Consider the following 18771-nt stretch of genomic DNA (forward strand, 5'->3'; position numbering starts at 1 on the left):
CGAATATGGGCTAAATTACAAAAATTGTTAGGAGTTATCCATTTTGATTTAGCAGTTTTATATTTCCGAAGCTAAAATAGCTTTTCTTTCATTTTCTTCATTCGATAGTTCCGAATGAATCTGGCTTGTTCCGCCGTTACTAATAAGGGTGTTTTCGCTGTTTTTGCTTTCCAAAAACCTGTGATATAATCTACAAAGAGTTGTGGTTTTTTTTTCATTATAGCCAGTTTTGCTGAAGCTATTGATGTAATAAGAAATCCATAACCTAAGGTATAGAATGCTTCGCCTTGCTTGTATCGGGCTGTTTTGTTATAATTTGCTCCGGTTGGTTTTAAATGTTTTACTAGTAGTGAAGAATCTGTAACCACTTTCCATCCATAAAATTTGGATAACAATTCATCAACAGTGTCCCAGCCCATTGCTGGTTTTAAATTCCCTATTTGCTGGAAACACTCTTTTCTATATGCTTTGAAGGCGCCACGAATATGGTCTTTATCAGTAAGATTTTCCAGAATCCATTCGCCATTTTTTTCTATGTAAGCAAATCCGCCAGCCATTCCTATCGTTGCATCTTTTTTGAAAATATTTAAAATAGTTTCAAAGTAATTATTTGGTAAAATTAAGTCGGCATCTAGTTTTACAATTACGTCGTACTCTTCATCCAATGTTTCATATCCTTTATGAAAAGCTTGAATTACTTTACTTCCGGGCAAATGAATTGCTTCAGAAGTTTTGTTGACTAAAGTGATAAAAGGATTTTCTTTAGCGAAAGTAGTCACAATTTCAGCAGTTCTATCCGTTGAATTGTCATTGACAACGACGACTTTTTTAGGCAAAACGGTTTGTGAAATTAACGAATTTAAAGTTAAAGCAATAAAAGATTCTTCGTTGTGTGCTGGAATGACTATGTAGTAATTCATTATTTTATTTTTTCAGCGTAAACAATATAATATCTGGGGGTAAATTTTCGTAGTAATGGTCGAAGACCAAATTTCTTAACAGGATTCGTCCATTTTTCTCGGTCAATTATTCTCCAACCGGTTTTTTCCAAAAGCCAGTCGAGTTGCCAGTCTTCAAATTCATGGTAATGCCTGTCCCACATATCTGTTTTGCTGCGGTAAGCGGGTGAAAACCATAATCTCAAAGGAATAGATATAAAGAGTTTATCAGATTTAATTTCGCTTAAAATAGTAAAGGGATTTAGTAGATGTTCAAAAATTTCAAAAGCGGTTACGATGTCTCTTTTATTATTTGAAAATACAGATTGATCTAGATCTAAATCTTCTCCACTTGTATTGGTAACTGAAAATCCATCAGTTTTCATGATTTTAGAGAAAGGGTTTTCAACTCCTAGATCTAATATGGTATCTGATGTGGTGACGTGTTTTTTTAGAAATTCTAAAGTATGTTTGAATCTTTTATTGGGAAACGTTTTCTCGTACATTTTTTTTTTGATTTTTCCACTTGGGAACGAAGGCACAAATATAGTAATAAATGTGTTTTTTGGACATTGTTTTTTAGCCCGGATGGGAATGAAAATCCCGGAGCTTCAAAATGTAGTTTTTCAAGGTGCAAAAAGCGACTAAAAGAAGCTTTATTGCACCTTAGAAAAACAAGTTTTGTAGTGAGGAATTGTAATGTACAGCCGGATTAGGTCCTAATTACTAATTTCCTAAAAACGATTTAATATCGGTAAACAAACGCATTAATGTTCATTCCTGCTCCAACTGATGCAAAGATCATCACATCGCCTTTGTGGATTTCTTGATTTTCGATTTCGCCGCGTATCAACAAGTCAAAAAGTGTTGGAACGGTAGCTACACTGCTATTTCCAAGTTCATGAATGCTCATTGGCATGATGTCTTTAGGGACTGTTCTGTCGTATAATTTATAGAAACGGTGGATTATCGCTTCGTCCATTTTTTCGTTAGCTTGATGGATTAGAATTTTTTTCACATCATCAATACCCAAACCGCTTTTATCTAAGCAGTTTTTCATGGCTGCCGGAACTTGATTTAAAGCAAATTCATATATTTTACGTCCGTACATTTTTATGTATCGAATGTCGGGATTTAACTCAGGATTGTATGATTTGCCAAAGAATAAATAACCAGCTTCATCGTTTGCATACGTTGCACTTTCGTAGGCTAACATTCCAGTTTCGTCATCAGAAGCTTCAATAATAGATGCGCCGGCTCCATCCGAATAGATCATTGAGTCTCTATCGTGGGTGTCTACTACTCTGGAAAGGGTTTCAGACCCGATTACCAAACAGCGTTTTGCCATTCCGGATTTGATGAACGCATTGGCTTGAAGCACGCCTTCGATCCAACCGGGACAACCAAAAAGAATATCAAAAGCGACACATTTAGGGTTTTTGATTTGTAATTTATGTTTGACTCTGGTAGCTAAACTTGGAATCATATCTGACTGATTTGTTCCAAATTTCACATCACCAAAGTTATGAGCAAAAATAATGTAGTCAATTGTTTCGGGATCAATCTCAGCATTTTTTATCGCTTTTTGAGCGGCAAAAAAAGCGAGATCGGAGGAGTTTAAATGATCTGGAGCATATCGCCTGTGTTCTATTCCTGTGATGCCTTTAAATTTATTGATTACAACTTCGTTTGGATAGGCAAAAGCGGTTCCATCCTCGTTTAAAAAAACATGTGCGCTAAAATCTGTATTGCTTACTTTTTTCTCAGGAATATAACTTCCTATTCCAGCTATTTTTATTTTCATTGCGTTAATTTTCCAAAAATTTATGCTAAATTAATCATTAAATTTTTAGTACCATCATAATATTTACTATGCATGCATATAATTATGAAATAATAATTTATTGGCAAAAATATTGATTTTTTTTCTTTAAAATGATAGTTTTACTGCGATTCTTGTTTGTGGATCGTTATCTGTCACGGATTCTACAATTTTCAACATTTTTTGAATTGAAAATGGTAGTATTGGATAACTAAGATATTTTTAAAAGAAAATGTCTCGATTTCTCGAGACATTTTGTAGTATTTTAGCTTTCTATGTAGGCTTCAATTGGTGCACAAGAACAAACTAAGTTTCTGTCACCAAAGGCGTCATCGGCTCTTCGTACGGTTGGCCAAAATTTGTTTTCGGCTACGTAATCTAGCGGAAAAGCAGCTTGTTCGCGGGTGTAAGGAAAGTTCCAAACCTCTGTGGTCAGCATGGCTAAGGTATGAGGTGCATTTTTCAAAACATTATTTTTGTCTTCTAATGTTGAAGCTTCAATCTCTTTGCGAATCGCAATCATTGCATCACAAAAGCGGTCTAACTCTTCTAAATTTTCACTTTCGGTAGGTTCAATCATTAAAGTTCCTGCGACTGGAAATGAAACGGTAGGAGCGTGGAAACCATAATCCATCAAACGTTTTGCAATATCAGTTACTTCAATTCCTTTTTGTTTGAAAGGGCGGCACTCTAAAATCATTTCGTGTGCGGCACGACCTTTTTCACCAGAATATAACGTATCGTAATGACCGTTTAATTTTTCTTTAATGTAGTTTGCATTTAGAATTGCATATTGAGTAGATTGTTTCAATCCCTCAGCGCCTAACATGCAGATGTAGCTATATGAAATTAAACATACTAAAGCAGATCCCCAAGGCGCAGCTGAAATAGCTGTGATCGCTGATGTGCCTCCTGTGTGAATTAAAGGATTAGAGGGTAAAAATGGCACTAATTGTGGTGCAACACATATTGGTCCTACACCTGGTCCACCGCCGCCATGAGGAATAGCGAATGTTTTGTGTAAGTTCAGGTGACACACGTCAGCACCAATAGTTGCTGGGTTTGTTAGTCCAACTTGTGCATTCATGTTGGCACCATCCATATATACTTGTCCACCATTGTCATGGATTAATTGAGTGATTTCTCTAATAGCACTTTCAAAAACTCCGTGAGTGGATGGATAGGTTACCATCAAACAGGCGAGATTATCTTTGTGTAAAAGTGCTTTTTCACGTAAATCTTCGACGTCTATATTTCCGTTTTCCAATGTTTTAGTAACAACCACTTTCATTCCTGCCATTGCCGCTGATGCTGGATTTGTTCCGTGAGCGGATGATGGAATCAAGGCTATGTTTCTGTGGTGATCTCCTCTTGAGTGGTGGTAGGCCCGAATGACCATCAATCCAGTATATTCTCCTTGCGCACCTGAATTAGGTTGTAATGTTGTCCCTGCAAAACCAGTAATAACATTTAATTGTTGTTCTAATTTGGTCAACATTTCCTGATATCCTTGTGCTTGATCTAATGGTACAAACGGGTGAATGTTGTTCCATTGTGGCATGCTTAGTGGCAACATTTCGGAAGCGGCATTCAGTTTCATTGTACAAGAACCTAATGAGATCATCGAGTGGTTCAAGGCTAAATCTTTTCGTTCTAACATTTTGATGTAACGCATCAAAGCAGTTTCTGAATGGTATTTATTAAAAACGTCGTGCTGTAAGAAAGTAGATGTTCTGTTTAAGTTTTCAGGGAAATGATTGGTTTTTGATAGAGTTTCGATTAGTGTCAGCGGAGTTCCATTTGCGGAGGCGAAAACAGCAATGATCTTATTTAGATCAGCAATACTAGTTGTCTCATTTAAGGAAATTGAAATTGTATTTTCATCAATGTAATAGAAATTAATTTCATTTTCTTCCGCAACGGCTCTTACTTTTTTGGCATCTGCCTGAATAACAATAGTATCAAAAAAAGCAGTGTTCGTTTGCTTAAACCCCGATTTTTCTAGTGCATTTGCTAATGTAGCTGCTGAAGCGTGTACTTTATCAGCAATGTATTGCAATCCTTTTGGACCGTGATATACAGTATACATTCCAGCCATCACGGACAATAATACTTGTGCCGTACATATATTTGAAGTGGCTTTATCTCGTTTGATGTGTTGCTCACGAGTTTGTAAGGCCATGCGCAACGCACGATTTCCATCGGTATCAACGGTTACACCGATTATTCTTCCGGGCATGCTTCGTTTATATTCGTCTTTTGTGGCAAAGTAAGCAGCGTGTGGCCCACCATAACCTAACGGAATTCCGAAACGTTGTGTTGTTCCCAGAACAACGGCAGCACCCATTTCTCCTGGAGGCGTTAGTTTAGCCAAACTTAAAATATCAGCAGCAACGGCTACTTTTATTTCATTTTCAGCAGCTTTGGCAATAAAAGCGGCATAATCATGAACTTGTCCAAATTTGCCGGGATATTGTAGGATTGCTCCAAAATAGTCTGCTGAAAAATCGAATGTTTCGTGGTTTCCTACGACTAATTCGACACCAATTGGTGCAGAACGTGTTTCTAAAACCGATAATGTTTGAGGTAATATTTCTTCAGAAACGAAGAATTTATTGGTGTTGTTTTTCTTTTGATCACGGGAACGAACATCAAAAAGTAAAGCCATCGCTTCTGCAGCGGCAGTTCCTTCATCTAATAATGAGGCATTGGCAATTTCCATACCGGTCAATTCTATTACCATTGTTTGGAAGTTTAGAATAGCTTCTAGACGTCCTTGCGCAATCTCGGCTTGGTACGGCGTGTAAGCAGTGTACCATCCCGGGTTTTCAAAAACATTTCTTTGGATTACCGCAGGAATAATGGCGGCATTGTATCCTAAACCAATGTAGGATTGATAAACTTTATTTTTATTCCCTAATTTTTGAATATGATTTGCAAACTCATATTCGGTCATCGCAGGTTCTAGATCCAGATCAGATTTTAAACGAATATCGCTAGGAATCGTTTCTTGAATCAGTTGTTCCAGCGTCGTTGCTCCAATTGTCTTCAACATGTGTTCTAGATCATTTTCTCTTGGGCCAATGTGTCTTAATGCAAAAGCGTCTGTTTTCATTGTATTTAAAATAGGTTGTGTGTTTCTTGTTTTAAAAGGTGGTAAATTTAAATATTAATATGCTAGTAATTGCCTTTTTTGACTTGATTTTCTGTGAATTTTTCAACTAAAAGCCATTCTTATTAACACTTTGATTAATTTTGTCTAATGAGGATTTTTAGACGAATATTCGATTTTTACATAAATAGCAGTATTCACGTGGGCTTTTCTTGTTATGCCTTAGTTCGAATGACACAATATATGTTCCACATTCCAGTCAGTGAACCAGTTGCTAGTTTTGCTTTTTTTGGAACGATTGTAGGATATAATTTTGTTAAATACGATGCTTTGGCTCGAGCCAAAAAAGTAAAAATGCGTAAAGAGTTAAAAGCAATTGCATTGTTTAGTTTTTGTTGCTTTCTTCTTGTTTGTTATTATTTCTTTTTGCTAGAAAAAATCACTCAGATTACGGCAATTGTTTTTTTGAGTATTACTTTATTATATACGCTCCCTTTTTTTCCAAATAGAGTTAATGCAAGAAATTGGGCTGGTGTCAAAATATATATTGTAGCATTATGTTGGGTAGGTGTAACGTTAGGATTGCCACTTTTAGATGCAGGTACGCCAATAGGCCTTGATTTTTATCTGAAATGTATGCAGCGTTTTATCTTGGTTTTTGTTTTAGTACTTATTTTTGAGATCATTGATTTGGCTAATGATGATCCACATCTTAAAACTGTTCCACAACAAATAGGGGTAAAACGAACTAAAATAGTAGGTCTGTCACTTTTACTGCCGTTTTATTTTCTGGAGTTCTTCAAAAGTAATTTAAATAAAAATCAATTGATAATCAACTTGATTTTAGTGCTGATGATTGCATTGTTTTTGATTTTCGCCAATGAGAAACGGTCTAAATATTATACTTCTTTTTGGGCAGAAAGTGTCCCGATTATTTGGTGGTTGTTACTACTGTTATTTTAAAAAAGTATTTAATTGGTGAATACGCTCACCAATATTAGTATAAATTTGGTGAATACGTTCACCAATATTAGTATATATTTGGTGAATAGAGTATATTAGTAGTATATTTGAATAAAATTTACCGTCATGATTGTTAGAGATTTAACCCCAGTAATAAAGAGTAACATCGATAAAGGAAAAGTTATTGTCTTGATAGGACCGCGTCAAGTAGGTAAAACTACATTGGTGAATTCTTTATTAAAGGATATTCCGTTTCTATTTCTTGATGGCGATGATGCAGTTGTGTCAGATACTTTAGCAAATGCAAATACAGAAACCTTAAAAAACATTATTGGGAATTATAAATATGTCTTTATTGATGAGGTGCAACGCATTCCTAATATTGGTTTGAAATTAAAGATTATTGTTGATCAAATCAAAAATGTACAAGTAATTGTTAGCGGCTCTTCAGCTTTTGATATTAATCACGTTACCCAAGAGCCATTGACGGGTCGGAAATTTGAATATCGTTTGTATCCCATTTCGTGGAGTGAATTTGAGAGTAATGTAGGGTTTATAAAAGCGCAACAACAATTAGAGTTGAGGTTGCTTTATGGTATGTATCCGGATGTCATAAACAACTTTGGGAATGAATATGAAATTTTAAAAAATCTTGTTTCCAGTTACTTATACAAAGATGTTTTGAGCTTAGCGGGTATCAGAAAATCAGAAGTTTTAGAGAAAATTTTACAGGCATTGGCCTTTCAGGTTGGTAGTGAGGTAAGTTATAATGAAATTGCACAATTAGTTGGTGTAGATAAAAACACAGTTAACAACTACATAGATTTGCTGGAAAAAGCTTTTGTGATTTTTAGATTAAATAGCTTTAGTAAAAACGTAAGAAATGAAATAAAGGCGAATAGAAAAATCTATTTTTACGACAATGGTGTTCGTAATATGTTGATTGGAAATTTCAATTCTTTAGAATTTCGTCAAGATAAAGGAGCTCTATGGGAAAATTTTCTGGTATCAGAGCGACTTAAACAGCTTTCTTATACTCAAAGTTTGTCAAAACCTTATTTTTGGAGAACCACTCAGCAACAGGAAATAGATTATATCGAAACTAATGCAGATGCAGTAAGTGCTTTTGAATTTAAATGGTCTTCAAATAATAAAATCAAATTACCTAAATCATTTCAAGAGGCTTATCAACCTAGTTTTCTTGTAATAAGTAAAGAGAATTTCAGGGAATTTTTTAAATAGTTTGGGCTTTTGTTCCCACAATGTGATTATTTTAATGCTTACTTTCAGATAACGTTTTTAATACTTTATTTCTTTCGAGAATAAAATTGATTAGGTGACTTTTTAGAAACAAAAAATTAAATAATTCACCAAAGACGCCAAAAGGCACTTCATAATGTATTTTGTCCTTCATTATTGTAAAACCGTTTTTTTCTTGAAAAACATGTTCGTGACGAAAGGATTTAAATTTTCCTTCTTCCATTTCATCCACAAAATAATCATATAGGTTCATTGTGGTAATTCGGCTTTTATGAGTTAAGTAGAAACCAAAATGTTTGCCGCGCCAAGTGACTGTTTCATTATAATTTATTAATCCAGAAGTGATCCCTTCAATAGCTAATTCTTTTGTCGCACTAGCTAATTTTTGGTGAACGTCAATGTCTCTAGAGAGATCAAAAACAACTTGTAACGGAGCTTTTATCTTAGTCCGAATTTTTATTGTAGTCATTAAAATTATATTTTTCGTTTGTCTTCAATTGTGATTTTAGAGCCAATAGCCAGAAATACAGAGGTTGGTTTTAAATCTTTAATAAAAGCAAATTCTTTTCCATAAACACTTTCAAAATCAATGACAGACTCGTTTTTAAGCACTTCAAATTGTTGCCATCTAGGATGTGTGACTTGGTATTCAAAAGTCTTGTTTTCGTTAATTTTGGCATAACCAAAATAATGTTCCGTGATAAATTCAGCTTCGGTATCAGGGTCAATTGCAATGGGATCTTTACTGGTTTCTACATGAATGGTGTTCCACCTATTATTGACCTTCCATTGGTAGATGAATTCTCTGGAGTTTTCATTAATTTTCAATGTATGTTTCATTGGAAACGTCCGGTAGTTCTCGTTGTAAAATGTATTGGCAACAAATGAAATAGCATGTTTAGGGACAATTTCACTGATAAAAACCGCACCTCTTTTCCATACGCCGTTTTCAAATCGTCGCACATAAAACCTAAGATTTACTTCTTCAAAATCAGAATGGAACGGAATTTTTATTCCCAAAACGCGTACGTTTTCAAACAAGAAACCTATAAAACTAACATAACATTTGCCGTTCCATAAATCGATTTCTGTTCCTCTTGGGACATATTTTTGTAAAATTTCTGGATTAACTTCGTAATTAATCATCGCTAAATTATTCCATTCGGCTTTTAAAAAACTCATTTTTTTTGGGTTTAATTTATTGTAAGTCTCTTGAGGATGTATTGAAAACCCGAACTTTTATTATCGAGTTTTCAATAGTAATGAATTTATACTAATCCTGCTCTTCGTAGCAAAGCTTCTGGTTTTGGTTCCTGTCCTCTAAAACGTTTGTATAAAATCATAGGATGTTCAGTTCCGCCTTTAGAAAGTACGTTTTCTTTGAATTTGGTAGCGACTTCTTTATTGAAAATGCCGCATTCCTGAAAATATTCAAAAGCATCAGCATCCAACACTTCAGCCCATTTATAACTGTAATAACCGGACGAATAACCACCTTGAAAAATATGAGAGAATGAAGTACTCATTGCATTTTCCTTGACATCAGGATATAATTGCGTGGCTTCAAATTGTTCGTTTTCAAAAGCCTTAATGTCTTTGATATGCGAAGGATCTTGCGCATGCCATCCCATATCCAACAATCCAAAACTCAATTGACGCATTGTTGCCATTCCTTCTTGGAAACTTGCACTTTCCTTGATTTTATGGACTAATTCCATCGGAATCATTTCGCCAGTTTTATAATGATACGCAAATAATGCAAGTGCTTCCGGTTCGTAACACCAGTTTTCGAGAATCTGACTTGGTAATTCTACAAAATCCCAATATACTGAAGTTCCTGATAAACTTGGATACGTCGTGTTAGCTAACATTCCGTGTAATGCGTGGCCAAATTCATGAAACAAAGTAGTTACTTCATTAAAGGTCAATAACGATGGTTTTGTGTCAGTAGGTTTCGTGAAATTACACACAATAGAAATGTGTGGTCTTTCATTAATTTCGTTTTTGATGTATTGTGATTTAAAAGAGGTCATCCAAGCACCGTTTCTTTTGCCTTTTCTTGGAAAGAAGTCAGCATAAAAAACAGCAACTAATTGGTCGTTTTCATCTTTTACTGCGTATGTTTTTACTTCTTCATGGTATTTATCAATATCAAAAATTTCATTGAAAGTGATACCATATAATTTTTGCGCTACTGCAAAAGCACCGTCCAAGACTTTTTCTAGTTGAAAGTATGGTTTCAATGTTTCATCATCCAAGTTGAATAATTGCTGTTTCAATTTCTCGGAGTAATACGCGCCGTCCCATTTTTCGAGTTGCTGGATTCCGTCCATCTCTTTTGCGAAAGCGGTCAATGCGTCAAATTCTTTCAAAGCGGCCGGCTTGGCTTTTTGTAGTAAATCATTCGAAAATGTTTTTACTTTCTCCGGATTTTCGGCCATGCGTTCTTCAAGTACAAAATGAGCATGAGATGCATATCCTAAAATTTGAGCTCTGTCAAAACGCAATTTGGCAATTTTCAGCACAATTTCCTGATTGTCAAATTCGTTATTTTGAAAACCTTTAGCACCAAAAGCAATTGCCATTTTCTTACGAAACTCACGATTATCAGCGTATGTCACAAACGGTACGTAACTTGGATAATCCAATGTAAAAATCCAACCTTCTTTTTCTTGGCTTTTAGCCAAAGAGCCAGCGGCTTCGATGGTTCCGTCAGGTAAACCTGCTAAATCTTCTTTGTTGGTAATATGCAATTGATACGCTTGTGTTTCAGCTAAAACATTTTCGCCAAAGTGCAAACTCAATTTCGATAGTTCTTTGTCAATTTCTCGCAATTGATTTTTTTTATCTTCTAACAAATTAGCTCCATTTCTGGAAAAGCTTTTGTATTTTTTATCTAAAAGCGTGGTTTGCTCTGGATTGAGATTCAGTTTTTCTCGTTGCTCGTAAACTGTTTTTACGCGCGCAAATAACTCTGGATTAAGACGAACATCATTTCCAAATTCAGATAATAATGGAGAAACTTCCTGAGCTATTTTTTGGATTTCGTCATTCGTTTCAGCTGAATTCAAGTTGAAAAATATACTTGAAATTCTATCTAAAACATCTCCACTGAATGCTAATGCTTCAATCGTGTTTTCGAAATTTGGTTGCATTGTGTTTTGTACAATAGCATCGATTTCGGCTTTTGCCAATTCAATTCCGGTTACAAATGCGGGAAGGTAATCTTCATTTTTAATTTTCGAAAATGGGGCAGTATTATATGTTGTATTGAAGTGTTGTGTCAGAATGCTCATTTGTATTTTTTTTAGTAAAATAATTCAATGTTTATACCCATCAAAGGTACGGTTTTAATAAAAAAAACACGGTATTCAAGCAATTGATTTGATCTAAAATAGGGAAGTCAATTGTGTTATTTAAATGTTATTTTTTTCTTTTGGAAATAATAAAGTCTTAAATTGTCAAAAGATTCTGTTTAAAGCTAACAAATCATAGAAAATTATAATTAACGAAAAGAAAATATGAATTATCAGATTACAATAAATAGGGCAAATACCGTAGATGAAATTGAAGAGTACTGGACAAACGAAGATTATATTAAGCTCTTAGAAAAGTTTGATTATCCAGATGCTGCTGATGCTGACGCAAGTACTTTAAGAGAGTTATTGTTCATGGCAATTTCGGATTTTGAGCCCAAGGATGCTGCTGCGATTATATTAGAATACAAATTGTCAGACCATTTAAATGAAGGTCAAATTCAGCAAATTTCAAATGACATGCTTTTGGACAAAGTATGTGAAGAATACCCAGAAATTGGCTTACATTCGATATTGTTTCATACGAATCAATTGCTCTTTAAAGCATTCAACGGTACTTTTCCTAATGCAAAAGCGACTATAATCGAATGTAGTTTTACACCAACAGAAGGTGAAAGTGAAGGTGAATTGACTAAGGAAAGTATCTTGAAATTATTAAATAACGGATTGTCAGGTAGTAATTTAATTAAAAGATTATTTGATCTTCAGATGAGTGAAAATGCTCCTTTTCCTGAAGCAGAAGATATTTTGTGGTATGTTACAACTACTGATAACGTGAATTATAAGGTAACAACCTCCGAATATTGGTTGAGTAAAGAAGATATTATTGCTTCAGATTTTGAAGGAGTATTGGAAATTGTACTTGACGCGGAATAAACTATTTTAAGACAGTAATTAATGAAAAAAGCTCCATTGAGGAGCTTTTTCTATTTCTGTAAACTTTCAGAGGCGATGTTAACAGCTTCTTTCAATCCTATTTTGTATTTAATGACTTTTTCTAACACACTTTTGTTGTGACATCCCATAATTTGAGCAGCAAGGATTCCTGCATTTTTTGCGCCATTTAGGGCTACTGTTGCAACGGGAACTCCGCTTGGCATTTGTAGAATAGACAAGACGCTATCCCAACCATCGATAGAATTACTTGATTTTATAGGAACACCAATGACGGGAAGTGGCGACATTGAAGCGACCATTCCAGGTAAATGTGCAGCTCCGCCAGCACCGGCAATAACTACCGAAATGCCGCGAGTATGTGCGTTTTGACTGAAATCAAATAATTTTTCAGGAGTTCGGTGTGCCGAAACGATATCGACTTCGATCTCAATTTCAAATGCTTTTAGGATATCTATTGCTTCTTGCATGATTGGCATATCTGAGATGCTTCCCATTATTACGGCTACTTTCATTGTGTTTTATTTAATGATTAAGAAAAATTCAATGCAGGTTACATCAGGAATCTTTCAATGAACTGATTACTCTAATTGTATTCTTTACCTCTTCGGCAATTCTTCGGGCTTCAACGATGTCTTCATTTACGATCGTTACATGTCCCATTTTTCTAAAAGGACGCGTTTGTTTTTTGCCGTAAATATGCGGTGTTACACCATTCCAGCCTAATATTTTTTCGATATTTTCATAGACTACATTTCCAGAAAAACCTTCGGCACCTACAAGATTAACCATAATTCCAGCTACTTTGCTTTCTGTATTCCCCAAAGGTAAATCAAGAATAGCACGCAAATGGTTTTCAAATTGCGAGGTATAACTGGCTTCAATTGAATAATGTCCAGAATTATGAGGTCGTGGAGCCACTTCATTCACTAGGATTTCATCATCTTCGGTTTGAAACATTTCAACGGCTAATAAACCAACGTGATTGAATTTTTTTGAAACATTTAATGCGATGGCCCTTGCTTTTTCGGCTACTTTATCATCAATTCGAGCAGGACAAATTACATATTCTACTTGGTTGGCTTCGGGATGAAATTCCATTTCTACCACAGGATAGGTTTTGATTTCACCAGAAGGACTGCGACAAACGATAACCGCTAGTTCATTTTTGAACGGAATCATTTCCTCGGCAATGCATTCAACATTAGCTAAATTATCCAAATCCGAAATATGGCGAATCACTTTGACGCCATTTCCATCGTAGCCAAATTCCGTACATTTCCATACAAATGGAAGTTTTATTGTCGAATCTAAAATGTCAACCACTAAAGTTTTTAGATTGTCAAATCGTTTGTAATTTGCAGTTGGGATTGTATGGTTGATATAAAAATCTTTCTGAACTCCTTTGTTTTGTATCAGTTTCAAGGTTTTTGGCGAAGGAAAAACCTTCACTCCTTCTTCTTCGAGTTTTGCTAAAGCTTCTAGATTGACCAATTCGATTTCGAAAGTTAAAACGTCTACTTTTTTACCAAAATTATAAACCGTTTCAAAGTCCATTAAATCCCCTTTGAAGAATTTATCACAAGCAATTTTGCATGGCGCTTCATCGCTTGGATCTAAAATATAAGTTTGTATATCAAATTTTCTGGTGTCAAACAACAGCATTTTGCCCAATTGTCCGCCGCCGAGGATTCCTAATTTAAAATCTGAAGAAAAGTAATTCATGGTCTAGTTGTGTGTTTACGCAAAGATACTTTATAATGATGGAATCCAAAAACACATTTTTATTTTCTAATGGATTTCTGAATTAAATTTTCTTGCCTCGATACATAATTAGATCTTTTTGGAAAAATGTACATAAAATTACAAATTAATGGCCATTTATCAATTCACAAATTCGAATTCTGTATCTTTGACCATTATTTTAAAAACGAAAATAATGATACAACTTCACGATAAACAATTTGTTCCGTTTATTTCTGCTAAAGAAATAGAGTTCGCCATTACAAAAATGGTGCAACAAGTGGAAGACGATTTTATAGATGAAATACCAGTATTTGTTGGGGTATTGAATGGCTCTTTTATGGTTGTTTCTGATTTTATGAAACAGTATAAAAAACCCTGTGAAGTATCTTTTATAAAAATGGCTTCTTACGAGGGAACTTCATCCACAAATGAAATAAAACAATTAATAGGATTGAATCAGGACTTAACAGGGCGCAGCGTTGTTATCATTGAGGATATTGTTGATACGGGTAACACTTTAGTAGAACTCAAAGAATTATTCAAAAAACAAAATGTAAAACATTTCAAGATTGCCACACTGTTCTTCAAACCGGAAGCATATACTAAAGACATTAAAATAGATTACATTGGGATTCGAATTCCAAACAAATTTATTGTAGGATTTGGTCTGGATTATGATGGTTTAGGCAGAAATTTACCCGAAGTATATAAACTAAAAGAATAACGACCAACACATTATGACTAACATTGTTTTATTTGGAAAACCAGGAGCAGGGAAAGGAACTCAAGCAGAATTTTTGAAAGAAAAGTATCAATTAACGCATATTTCCACAGGAGATGTTTTTCGGTTTAATCTAAAAAATGATACCGAATTAGGTAAGCAAGCAAGAGTATTTATGGATGCTGGAGATTTAGTCCCAGATGAATTGACTACAAAAATGCTGATTGATGAGGTAAATAAACATCCCGATACAAACGGAATTTTGTTTGACGGATATCCAAGAACACTATCACAAGCCGAAGCTTTAGATTCATTTCTTACTTCAATCGATTCTCAAGTTGCAGCAACAATTGCGCTTGAAGCCGATGATGAGATTCTAGTAAAACGCTTATTGGAACGAGGTAAAACAAGTGGCAGAATTGATGATCAAGACGAAGAAAAAATCAGAAATCGGTACCAAGAATACAACGAGAAAACAGCACCTTTGATGGATTATTATGCAAAACAAGGAAAATTTCATGCTGTAAACGGAATAGGCTCAATTGCCGAAATTACCCAAAGAGTAAGTAATGTAATTGATAATTTATAGGAGCAATTCCAGCTGTACGTTACAAGTCCTCAATAAAAAATCTATTTTTCTAAGTCATAAAAGGAGCTTCCGCTGGTCGCTCTTTTTTGACAAGAAAAAACAGCTTTTTTATCTGCGGGCTTTTCACTGCCATCAGGGCTATAAATACAACTGACTAACAACGATTTCGAAAAATAAAAAATTAGAAATCTGATTTTAAAATAGTAAACGAATCAACTAAGAAATTGGAAATAGTAATAATATTTTTTCTAATACTGCTGAATGGAGTTTTCTCCATGTCGGAAATCGCATTGATTTCAGCACGAAAAAATAGACTGGAAACAGCAGCAAAAAAAGGTAATAAAAGTGCTAAAATAGCTTTGGATTTAGCAAACTCGCCAAACAAATTTTTGTCAACCGTACAAATAGGAATTACCTTAATTGGAATTCTTACTGGTATATATAGCGGAGACAAAATAACAAAAGATGTTGAAACCTTCATTCAAGGATTTGAAACATTGACTCCTTACGCTCATCCTATCGCCGTAGGTTTAGTTGTTGTGGTCTTGACATTTTTTTCACTTGTATTAGGGGAGTTGTTGCCTAAAAGAATAGGCTTAAATCATCCGGAAGCAATAGCCAAAGCAGTGGCATTACCCATGAAAATTGTTTCAATTATTACGGCACCATTCATTTGGTTGCTAACACATTCTACGGATTTTTTATTGGATATTTTACAGATAAAACCTACCGCTGATGGTAAAGTAACCGAAGAGGAAATCAAAGCAATTATCAAAGAAGGAACTGAGGGTGGCGAAGTCCAGGAAATAGAGCAAGATATTGTAGAGCGCGTTTTTCATATTGGAGATCGAAAAATAAATTCATTAATGACACACCGCAAGGCGGTAGTTTTTTTACCTTTGCATTCTGATAAAGAGCAGGTTAAGGAGTTTATGCTTAAGGAATTACATTCTATCTATCCCGTTTATGGCGAGAATTATGATGATATTGTAGGGGTTGTAAATCTAAAAAATATTTTCGCCCATTTTGAAAATGAAAATTTCAATTTGGCGAATATCATGACCGAAGCTCCTTTTATGATGGAGCAAACCACCGCGTATATTGCTTTAGAAAATTTCAAAAAAACCGGAATACATTACGCATTTGTGTCTGATGAATATGGCGTTTTTCAGGGTGTTATTACACTGAATGATATTTTGGAAGCTTTAGTTGGTGATGCTTCAGATTTTTATAAAGATGATTTTCAATTGATAGAAAGAGAAGATGGAACGTGGCTGGTTGACGGACATTATTCATTGCACGATTTCTTGACGTACTTTGAATTGGATGAATTAATCAATGATTATGAAGTGACCACAGTTAGCGGACTAATTATGACAGAGCTTTCTCATATTCCAAAACAAGGGGAGAAACTAGTTTGGCAAAAATTTGAGTTAGAAGTTATCGATATGGATGGCGTGAAGATTGATAAAGTAATGGTGAAAGCCTTAAAGGGTTAAAATTTAGTTTAAGGTTTAAAGTTAGTTGGGAGTTCTGCTAAACTTTAAATTTCAAACTTTTAAACAAAAAAAAATGACAGAAGGGAATTTTGTAGATTATGTTAAAATATATGTTTCTTCCGGTAAAGGAGGGAAAGGATCTACGCACTTACACAGAGAAAAATTTATTGAAAAAGGTGGGCCTGACGGTGGTGATGGTGGTCGTGGGGGTCATGTATATTTAGTGGGGAACAAAGGTCTTTGGACACTATTTCACCTAAAATTTGCCCGTCATATTAAAGCTGGAAATGGCGGAGATGGAAGTGGTGACAGAAGTACAGGTGCTGATGGAGATGACAAATTCATCGAAGTGCCTCTAGGTACTGTTGTAAAAGACAAAGAAACCGGTGAAATATTATTTGAAATTACCGATGATGGTGAAAAACAAATTCTATCTCGTGGTGGAAAAGGTGGTCTTGGAAACTGGCATTTTAGAAGCTCAACCAATCAAACTCCAAGATATTCTCAACCAGGATTACCTGGCTCAGAAATGGATGTGATTTTAGAATTGAAAGTATTAGCTGATGTGGGTTTGGTAGGTTTTCCGAATGCTGGAAAATCAACATTATTATCTGTTTTAACATCTGCTAAACCAAAAATAGCAGATTATCCGTTTACAACTTTAAAACCAAATTTAGGAATTGTCGCCTACAGAGATTTTCAGTCTTTTGTAATTGCTGATATTCCGGGAATTATTGAAGGAGCTGCCGAAGGAAAAGGATTAGGACATTATTTTCTGCGTCACATTGAACGTAATTCGACTTTGTTATTCTTAGTTCCAGTTGATACTCCTGACATCAAAGCAGAATATGATATTTTGGTAAACGAATTGACAAAATACAATCCTGAAATGCTTGATAAAGAGCGTTTGTTGGTAATTTCTAAATGTGATATGCTTGATGATCAATTAAAAGCAGAATTAAAAACGGAATTAGATGTCGCTTTCAAGGACATCCCATACATGTTTATTTCTTCTGTTGCTCAACAAGGTTTGACAGAATTGAAAGATAAATTATGGAAAATGTTGAATGACTAATATTTGATATTCAGAATAATAAAAAAACCGCTTCTTATATTTTAAGAGGCGGTTTTTTTATGATAAATTGTTAAACCTTTCACATACTTGGAGAATTTAAATTGTAAAATTCCTTATTTTTGAAGAATGAAACATAGTATTTACTTATTTGTATTCCTACCGTTTATGATGTGGTCGCAATCTAATTTCGAAAAAGCAGAAAAGCTATTCAAAGAAAAACAATTTGATCAAGCGCAGTCAGTTTTTGAAACTGTTTTAAAAACTGATCCATTAGATATAAAGACCATTGAATATTTGGGCGATATTGCAGGACAGAATAAATCTTGGGATAAAGCGATTGGGTATTATAAAAAACTAAAACAGCTAAAACCTTCTGAAGCTAATTATCACTATAAATATGGTGGTGCTTTAGGCATGAAGGCCAAAGATTCAAACAAGTTTAAAGCCCTTGGAATGATACATGAAGTGAAATCTTCCTTTGAAAAAGCTATTAGTTTGAATCCAAAACACATAGAAGCACGCTGGGCGTTGATAGAGTTATATATACAACTACCTGGAATTGTGGGCGGAAGCGAATCTAAAGCTATAAAATATTCTAATGAATTAGCACGATTATCAGCCGTTGACGGATACATGTCCAGAGGTCATATCGAGGAATATTTTAGAAGGTATTTAGTTGCAGAGCAACAATATAAAAAAGCCATAACAGCTGGAGGTTCTAAAACAAGTTATTATAAATTAGCTAATTTGTACAAAAATAAAATGCGAGAACCTGAAAAAGCAAAAACAATAATCGAAATCTACAATAATAAAGTTCAGGACTAATTTTATGAAC

Annotated in this window: 17 protein-coding genes; 8 read left to right on the forward strand and 9 right to left on the reverse strand. The window is 34.6% G+C overall.

Annotated elements, in window-relative coordinates:
• Window positions 1-71 precede the first annotated feature (71 nt).
• The 4 genes from ACEN2F_RS11520 to gcvP all read right to left on the reverse strand — a co-directional run bounded on the left by ACEN2F_RS11520 (window position 72) and on the right by gcvP (window position 5875).
• Window positions 72-920: a glycosyltransferase gene (locus tag ACEN2F_RS11520; protein WP_441739212.1), complete on the reverse strand. Its 849-nt coding sequence runs from the start codon at window positions 918-920 to the stop codon at window positions 72-74.
• Window positions 920-1444: a methyltransferase gene (locus ACEN2F_RS11525; protein ID WP_441739214.1), complete on the reverse strand. Its 525-nt coding sequence runs from the start codon at window positions 1442-1444 to the stop codon at window positions 920-922. Before ACEN2F_RS11525 ends, ACEN2F_RS11520 begins: the two co-directional genes overlap by 1 nt.
• Window positions 1445-1683: 239 nt before the next feature.
• Entirely contained in the window at window positions 1684-2742 is a 1059-nt protein-coding gene (locus ACEN2F_RS11530) for a 3-oxoacyl-ACP synthase III family protein (RefSeq protein ID WP_441739216.1), read from the reverse strand.
• A gap of 283 nt (window positions 2743-3025) precedes the next feature.
• Window positions 3026-5875 carry an aminomethyl-transferring glycine dehydrogenase gene (gcvP, locus tag ACEN2F_RS11535; RefSeq protein WP_441739218.1) on the reverse strand — a complete coding sequence of 950 codons (2850 nt, stop codon included), beginning with the start codon at window positions 5873-5875 and terminating at the stop codon, window positions 3026-3028.
• Between the two features lie 147 nt (window positions 5876-6022).
• Between gcvP and ACEN2F_RS11540 the strand changes: the two genes are divergently transcribed.
• Complete coding sequence (locus tag ACEN2F_RS11540; RefSeq protein ID WP_441739220.1) at window positions 6023-6835, forward strand: hypothetical protein; 813 nt, start codon at window positions 6023-6025, stop codon at window positions 6833-6835.
• A 126-nt stretch (window positions 6836-6961) separates the two neighbouring features.
• Entirely contained in the window at window positions 6962-8077 is a 1116-nt protein-coding gene (locus ACEN2F_RS11545; protein WP_441739222.1) for an ATP-binding protein, read from the forward strand.
• A gap of 31 nt (window positions 8078-8108) precedes the next feature.
• On the opposite strand, the gene ACEN2F_RS11550 is transcribed toward ACEN2F_RS11545, so the two are convergent.
• The 3 genes from ACEN2F_RS11550 to ACEN2F_RS11560 form a co-directional block, all read right to left on the reverse strand.
• Window positions 8109-8564: an SRPBCC family protein gene (locus ACEN2F_RS11550; protein WP_441739224.1), complete on the reverse strand. Its 456-nt coding sequence runs from the start codon at window positions 8562-8564 to the stop codon at window positions 8109-8111.
• Window positions 8565-8569: 5 nt separating this feature from the next.
• Window positions 8570-9277 (reverse strand): YqjF family protein, encoded by a 708-nt coding sequence (locus ACEN2F_RS11555; protein WP_441739226.1) that lies wholly within the window; start codon window positions 9275-9277, stop codon window positions 8570-8572.
• A gap of 86 nt (window positions 9278-9363) precedes the next feature.
• Window positions 9364-11391 carry a M3 family metallopeptidase gene (locus ACEN2F_RS11560; protein WP_441739228.1) on the reverse strand — a complete coding sequence of 676 codons (2028 nt, stop codon included), beginning with the start codon at window positions 11389-11391 and terminating at the stop codon, window positions 9364-9366.
• Between the two features lie 225 nt (window positions 11392-11616).
• On the opposite strand from ACEN2F_RS11560, the gene ACEN2F_RS11565 reads away from it, so the two are divergent.
• On the forward strand, window positions 11617-12288 hold the full coding sequence (locus tag ACEN2F_RS11565) for a hypothetical protein (RefSeq protein WP_441739230.1): 672 nt from the start codon (window positions 11617-11619) through the stop codon (window positions 12286-12288).
• A 50-nt stretch (window positions 12289-12338) separates the two neighbouring features.
• Here the strand turns inward: ACEN2F_RS11565 and purE are convergent, their stop codons facing one another.
• Window positions 12339-12821: a 5-(carboxyamino)imidazole ribonucleotide mutase gene (gene purE / locus ACEN2F_RS11570; protein WP_441739232.1), complete on the reverse strand. Its 483-nt coding sequence runs from the start codon at window positions 12819-12821 to the stop codon at window positions 12339-12341.
• Between the two features lie 43 nt (window positions 12822-12864).
• Complete coding sequence (locus ACEN2F_RS11575; protein WP_441739234.1) at window positions 12865-14031, reverse strand: 5-(carboxyamino)imidazole ribonucleotide synthase; 1167 nt, start codon at window positions 14029-14031, stop codon at window positions 12865-12867.
• 214 nt (window positions 14032-14245) lie between these two features.
• On the opposite strand from ACEN2F_RS11575, the gene hpt reads away from it, so the two are divergent.
• From hpt to ACEN2F_RS11600, 5 genes are all read left to right on the forward strand, one after another.
• A complete protein-coding gene (gene hpt / locus ACEN2F_RS11580; RefSeq protein ID WP_441739236.1) occupies window positions 14246-14776 on the forward strand; it encodes a hypoxanthine phosphoribosyltransferase in 531 nt (176 codons plus the stop codon).
• Window positions 14777-14789: 13 nt separating this feature from the next.
• Window positions 14790-15362: an adenylate kinase gene (locus tag ACEN2F_RS11585; RefSeq protein WP_441739238.1), complete on the forward strand. Its 573-nt coding sequence runs from the start codon at window positions 14790-14792 to the stop codon at window positions 15360-15362.
• 224 nt (window positions 15363-15586) lie between these two features.
• Window positions 15587-16861, forward strand: coding sequence for a hemolysin family protein (locus ACEN2F_RS11590; RefSeq protein WP_441739240.1), 1275 nt, complete (start codon window positions 15587-15589; stop codon window positions 16859-16861).
• A gap of 73 nt (window positions 16862-16934) precedes the next feature.
• Window positions 16935-17936 carry a GTPase ObgE gene (obgE, locus tag ACEN2F_RS11595; protein ID WP_441739242.1) on the forward strand — a complete coding sequence of 334 codons (1002 nt, stop codon included), beginning with the start codon at window positions 16935-16937 and terminating at the stop codon, window positions 17934-17936.
• 126 nt (window positions 17937-18062) lie between these two features.
• The gene (locus tag ACEN2F_RS11600; protein WP_441739244.1) at window positions 18063-18761 is read left to right on the forward strand and encodes a tetratricopeptide repeat protein; all 699 of its coding nucleotides are present in this window, start codon (window positions 18063-18065) and stop codon (window positions 18759-18761) included.
• The last annotated feature ends 10 nt before the right edge of the window (window positions 18762-18771 follow it).

The sequence above is a fragment of the Flavobacterium sp. W20_MBD1_R3 genome, from assembly GCF_052119725.1.
Classification (GTDB): Bacteria; Bacteroidota; Bacteroidia; order Flavobacteriales; family Flavobacteriaceae; genus Flavobacterium.

Bases quoted from the DNA above. Each gene is read 5' to 3' on its own strand.
- ACEN2F_RS11555 (WP_441739226.1), bottom strand. From the start codon at position 9,277: ATGAGTTTTTTAAAAGCCGAATGGAATAATTTAGCGATGATTAATTAC.
- purE (WP_441739232.1), bottom strand. From the start codon at position 12,821: ATGAAAGTAGCCGTAATAATGGGAAGCATCTCAGATATGCCAATCATG.
- ACEN2F_RS11545 (WP_441739222.1), top strand. From the start codon at position 6,962: ATGATTGTTAGAGATTTAACCCCAGTAATAAAGAGTAACATCGATAAA.
- ACEN2F_RS11575 (WP_441739234.1), bottom strand. From the start codon at position 14,031: ATGAATTACTTTTCTTCAGATTTTAAATTAGGAATCCTCGGCGGCGGA.
- gcvP (WP_441739218.1), bottom strand. From the start codon at position 5,875: ATGAAAACAGACGCTTTTGCATTAAGACACATTGGCCCAAGAGAAAAT.
- ACEN2F_RS11530 (WP_441739216.1), bottom strand. From the start codon at position 2,742: ATGAAAATAAAAATAGCTGGAATAGGAAGTTATATTCCTGAGAAAAAA.
- ACEN2F_RS11525 (WP_441739214.1), bottom strand. From the start codon at position 1,444: ATGTACGAGAAAACGTTTCCCAATAAAAGATTCAAACATACTTTAGAA.
- hpt (WP_441739236.1), top strand. From the start codon at position 14,246: ATGATACAACTTCACGATAAACAATTTGTTCCGTTTATTTCTGCTAAA.
- ACEN2F_RS11585 (WP_441739238.1), top strand. From the start codon at position 14,790: ATGACTAACATTGTTTTATTTGGAAAACCAGGAGCAGGGAAAGGAACT.
- obgE (WP_441739242.1), top strand. From the start codon at position 16,935: ATGACAGAAGGGAATTTTGTAGATTATGTTAAAATATATGTTTCTTCC.
- ACEN2F_RS11565 (WP_441739230.1), top strand. From the start codon at position 11,617: ATGAATTATCAGATTACAATAAATAGGGCAAATACCGTAGATGAAATT.
- ACEN2F_RS11550 (WP_441739224.1), bottom strand. From the start codon at position 8,564: ATGACTACAATAAAAATTCGGACTAAGATAAAAGCTCCGTTACAAGTT.
- ACEN2F_RS11560 (WP_441739228.1), bottom strand. From the start codon at position 11,391: ATGAGCATTCTGACACAACACTTCAATACAACATATAATACTGCCCCA.
- ACEN2F_RS11540 (WP_441739220.1), top strand. From the start codon at position 6,023: ATGAGGATTTTTAGACGAATATTCGATTTTTACATAAATAGCAGTATT.
- ACEN2F_RS11600 (WP_441739244.1), top strand. From the start codon at position 18,063: ATGAAACATAGTATTTACTTATTTGTATTCCTACCGTTTATGATGTGG.
- ACEN2F_RS11520 (WP_441739212.1), bottom strand. From the start codon at position 920: ATGAATTACTACATAGTCATTCCAGCACACAACGAAGAATCTTTTATT.